Annotated in this window: 6 protein-coding genes; all 6 read left to right on the top strand. The window is 28.7% G+C overall.

Going from position 1 to position 4,813, the window contains the following annotated elements; all coding sequences use genetic code 11:
* The first annotated feature begins 389 nt into the window (after positions 1-389).
* The 6 genes from Q5O30_RS06455 to Q5O30_RS06480 all read left to right on the top strand — a co-directional run bounded on the left by Q5O30_RS06455 (position 390) and on the right by Q5O30_RS06480 (position 4,134).
* On the top strand, positions 390-770 hold the full coding sequence (locus Q5O30_RS06455) for a hypothetical protein (protein ID WP_302674621.1): 381 nt from the start codon (positions 390-392) through the stop codon (positions 768-770).
* A gap of 248 nt (positions 771-1,018) precedes the next feature.
* Positions 1,019-1,660 (top strand): hypothetical protein, encoded by a 642-nt coding sequence (locus Q5O30_RS06460; RefSeq protein WP_302674622.1) that lies wholly within the window; start codon positions 1,019-1,021, stop codon positions 1,658-1,660.
* Positions 1,661-1,789: 129 nt separating this feature from the next.
* Positions 1,790-1,939: a hypothetical protein gene (locus Q5O30_RS06465; RefSeq protein WP_021952934.1), complete on the top strand. Its 150-nt coding sequence runs from the start codon at positions 1,790-1,792 to the stop codon at positions 1,937-1,939.
* An 83-nt stretch (positions 1,940-2,022) separates the two neighbouring features.
* Positions 2,023-2,439: a hypothetical protein gene (locus Q5O30_RS06470; protein WP_021952935.1), complete on the top strand. Its 417-nt coding sequence runs from the start codon at positions 2,023-2,025 to the stop codon at positions 2,437-2,439.
* Positions 2,440-2,635: 196 nt separating this feature from the next.
* On the top strand, positions 2,636-3,355 hold the full coding sequence (locus Q5O30_RS06475; protein ID WP_021952936.1) for a hypothetical protein: 720 nt from the start codon (positions 2,636-2,638) through the stop codon (positions 3,353-3,355).
* A 65-nt stretch (positions 3,356-3,420) separates the two neighbouring features.
* Positions 3,421-4,134 carry a hypothetical protein gene (locus Q5O30_RS06480; protein ID WP_021952937.1) on the top strand — a complete coding sequence of 238 codons (714 nt, stop codon included), beginning with the start codon at positions 3,421-3,423 and terminating at the stop codon, positions 4,132-4,134.
* The last annotated feature ends 679 nt before the right edge of the window (positions 4,135-4,813 follow it).

Raw genomic sequence — 4,813 nt, forward strand, 5'->3', positions numbered from 1 at the left:
AAAAAATATTAGTAAAATATATTTGGGAATTATCATTATACTATATAATGTATTTTCTTATATATATGCTACCGATGGCTTGAAAATTCAATTAGCGACTAAAATACAAAATAATAAGTATGATTATATAAAATATAATTATAATTCTATTAGTAATAAATTATATATAATATCAATAATAGGAATGATTATAACAGGAACAGTATTTTTGGCTTTTTCTACATACAAGATTTATACGTATATTAAAAGCCGTACAGACAAAAAAATATTACATATATTTATAATGTTAATGTTTCTTATTATTAGTATATTGTTTTTATACTTCTGTAGAAATTTTTTTGTGAATACCAATATGCTTATTGGAGAGGAAATGTAAATGAAAAATATTTTTGAATGAAAAAAGAAAAATGAAAGTAAAAGTTCAGACATTCTTTATTTCTTTGAGTATATTTGCGGTGGTTTTTATTTATTGTGCTATGGGACATTATGATAAAATGGGAATAAGAAGTGATGAAGATTCCGCGCAATATTATATGCGGGATGGGGAAATATATGTTCAGAACGATGCATACATAATCAATGTTAATAACGAGAACTTAAAATATCGCGTTACAGACGCCTATATCGATGTTTTAGGATATTTAGTCATTATGGAAAAGGATAAACTACATTTGATTGATGAGGAAAATCATGTATTTAGGGATTCCAAGGGGAATAAGTATGTTGCGTTGGAATATGCCTACTGGATTTCTTCGGATATCCAATGTTAAGGTAATGGAGTAAATTTTAACAGGGAGATTTCATACGATGGAATAAAAATATCCAAAAAACACGAAGAATGGCAAGTGTAAAGAGAGTTATAAAGCAACAGTTTTATAAAGTCAAATAAAACATTATGAAAAAAGTAGGAGGAGTGACAAGTGGAAAAACAAATTAATTATTATACAAATAAAATAATAGATGAGTTGATAGTTAACAGTACTTGTCCTACAAATTCACTTAATAACAAAAAACTGAGTTGGAGGATATATATTTGAACAAGAAATTTAATTATTCAGTTTTAATTCCACCACTTTCAAAAGAGATAAAGGATTTGAATGCGGATGAGGCAAATGAATTTTTTCAATGGTACCAAACAAAGATTCCGGAGAGAATTAATTATTTATCAAATGTGTGTGCGGATTATTTTAAAATAAAAAGAGAAGAAATGAAATTTGAACCGGACAGGCTTACATACATATGGAAATGGTTTTTGAATGTGGCAGAAATAGAGGAAAAACACTCCCCAAAAATAAAAAGAAACCCCTTTAAGGTTCAAAATAGAAAAAAACAGTTTCAATACGAATTTGAAAATTTGGATTATAAAAAGTTATCACTACAGACAGAGTATATCTTAAGAGATATAGGAATGTATATAGGTCAAATGTTTGTGGAGTATCATCCTCAGATATATTGGGATTTTTACACAGAACCTAAAACAGATTTTTTTGTAAATAAGCCATTGTTGTTGGGGTTTAAAGATAAAGAATTTATGCCCCCTTTTCCTATGGAGTTTGAGCCGATTCATATGGTAGGTGTTCAAGCAGCAAAATTGCTTGATGGAACTCAAAAAGAAACAGATTTATTATATTTATATGAGCAATGGAGTCGGTTTATATAGAAAAATGCTATCTGACTCATAGACACGATGGGAGTATTATTGTTCTTATCTGTACATCATTATTAGTAATATTAATCTCGGACCCGATAGAGATAGAAAAATAGAATAGAAAAGAAACGGAACATAAATATGCTTATATCCTGTGAATATGACACAGGTGATAGCATATCGAAAGTAAAATACAGGGATGGAGGATACAAAAAATATACATATGACGAGTATGATAATTTCCAGATGAGTGTATTATATAATAAAAATCAAGCTGTCGGAAACAAATAAAAAATAGGACATAAAAGAGACTAGAGATTCAGGTAGACAGGAGAGATTAGTTATTAAATTTTACAAAGGGAGAGGATTTATTTGTGAAAAAAGTTATTAAACTAATCGTTGTCATTTTTACAATATTATTAGGATATATATGTGTAAATTCTGCAATTATTTATAATTATCTACGTGAATATGGATACGGAATAAATGAATTACCAAAGACAGTTGCTGTTTGGATGAGGGTAAGTGCTGGATTTACAGTAGCTGAAAGTGATAATGCAGATTTTTTTATTGGTAGAAGTTATTCTGGTTATTATAAAAAGATGTGTGAGAAAAAAGGTTATTATGTGGAACAAATGGGAAGAGATATGATTGCTACAAATAGTCAAAAGCGGTATGAAAGTATTTATTTTGGCCCGGACATTGATGTGTGGTGCCATTGGTTCAGATTGTATGAAATATGTTCCGATGACGGAAAAATCACAATAGATGAATTTAGAAAATTAGAGTAAAAAGTGAATGTCAATAGGATGCTTAAACAGATTTATAAGTATGTAAAAAGAGGGCAATCACCGGAAGGTTCTTATAAAATATCGTCTAGATGTGGATGCGAGAGGAAATCAGATAGAGGTAACGGATGGAAGGTCATAGACTACCACAAAGTATACATTGATGGTGCAGCTGTTGCATGAAAGGAAAATAAAAATTATGGTTGAATTATATGAAGATATGCATGGAGAAATAGTAGTTACCTTATTAAGAATAATGCTGGGTATATTGTTACTTATCAGTCAGAAAATAATACCAGGGAGATTTAAAGAATTTATTGTAACATCTTATTATGGAGTATTGGTATGTATGATTACAACTTATGTATCAAATCTCAAAATATCAAGTATGATAATAGGTATTGTGTTAGGACTGGTTGTTAGTGTAATGTTAACTATTTATAATAAAACAGAGGATTTTACTAATTTAATAGTAATATTCATTGCCATGTATGAAATAATGGAAGTAATAGTATATGCGTTTAACTTTGATTTTTCTTCCATTGCTACTAATATTATGGATGTTTATGCAGATAACAGAAACATGTATTTTAAAGCTGTGGTGGCTCTCTATATAACAGTCATCAGTTATATTGTGATAAGTACCAAGGAAAAAGCAAGGAACTACTTGCAGAAAAATAAACATTTTTGGTTGGGAATATTTTTCATAGTGGGAGCTGTTTTTGCAAATACATTACATCCATTAGAAATTCCATATACAACAAAAGATTTATGGTTTATATTGTGGAATATAAATTATAGTCATGACGAATTTTGGCTACCTATACTTATTTTATTCATTGTATTAATAATCAAAATAATTATTAATATATTGAGAAAAAATACGAATGTTATAAATAAGAGTGAAAAGCCTATTTGAAATATAAAAAAGTAACTATGCTTGTCACGAATGAATATAGAAATTAATTTAGATAGGAGCATACTGTGAAGGAATTAGAAGATATAATTATTCAATATGAGTCTGTATTTTATAATATAAATATATTAGAAGTAGTTTTAGGTGTTACAATTATGATTTTGTCACCATTAAAAAAAGGTTATAGTCTGATAAATTTTATTATTGCAATTTATTTAGGAATAGGAATTGGCAGTGCCGTAGGATTTGAATTGCTATTTTCAGTTACCGGAATGTTAGTAGGAATGTGTATAGGAAGTATTGTTGCTTTATTAATAACATTCACATGCGGGAATAAGATAAATTATGCATTATTTGCGTTGGTACTAAAAACGACCATAATTGTCATTTGTAATTATTTTAGTAATGAATTACATTATTCAGTTAACAATGCAAGCCTTATGTTTGCCATTGTCATTTCTCTGATAATCTGTATTGGTGAATATTTGATTAATAGAAAAGATTCCATTAGATATTTATATAATAAGTATTTGTATGCAATATTTGGAATACTGGAAGTATCGGCAGGAATTGTATGTTGGCACAGATACGATTTGTGCAGTGTGATGAAGTTTTTAACGAATGTAGATTATTATTACTTTTTTACATATTTATGGAAAATAGATATGTCAATCGCAGGTCAGTCAGAAGACTGGTTTATTATGATAATGTTAATTTTGCCGGTTCAGGTTGTGTATATGATATATATTAGATTGAAAAAAGATAAAAAAGCTACTGTATAATATTTTATGACAAGATTGCTTGGAATAAAGAATAAAATTGAAGTAATCAATAAAAAGTATATTATGTTGATATAAACCATAGTATGGGAAATTTTGTTGGGCTTAAGAAAAAGGATTCAAAGTGGAAAATGACAGTCTGGAATACAGCATGGTCAGAACAAGGCAGTGCCAGTGGTGTGATATTTACATATTACGGATAAATTAAATGTACATAATTTGGAATGGAAGGTTTATGCAGAGATCATTTTTGAGAAAGTGTTTTTTTGTGCATTAATGACAGCTTTTTGAATAAATGTACAAAAAATATATAAGTGAACAGAAACAACTTGACAACACAACAAAATATATGTAATATAGTAAATGTAAGATGTAAATAAATATTATGATTCGAGTGGCGAAAGTGGATTTTATTGCTCACTATTGTATTTTTTTTACATCGGGTGTATACTATAAAGAAATTAAGAAAAACTAATAGTATACACCTCGAAATATTATACGAGGGGTGTTATATGGGAAAAAAGGATATAGCAACTAAAAAGTACATGTCAGATAACGTGAGATTTGCAGATGTGTTTAACTATGCCATATATGGGGGAAGGCAGATTATAAAACATGACATGTTAAAGGAAATCAGTGCAGAGGAACTGTTATTAATGGAAGGGGAAAATGGAAGACTAAT

The organism is Eubacterium sp. CAG:161 (assembly GCF_000432355.1).
Taxonomy (GTDB): Bacteria; Bacillota; Clostridia; order Lachnospirales; family Lachnospiraceae; genus Eubacterium_G; species Eubacterium_G segne.

Excerpts from the sequence above, each read along its gene's own strand:
- Q5O30_RS06465 (WP_021952934.1), top strand. The coding sequence starts at position 1,790 with ATGCTTATATCCTGTGAATATGACACAGGTGATAGCATATCGAAAGTA.
- Q5O30_RS06475 (WP_021952936.1), top strand. The coding sequence starts at position 2,636 with ATGGTTGAATTATATGAAGATATGCATGGAGAAATAGTAGTTACCTTA.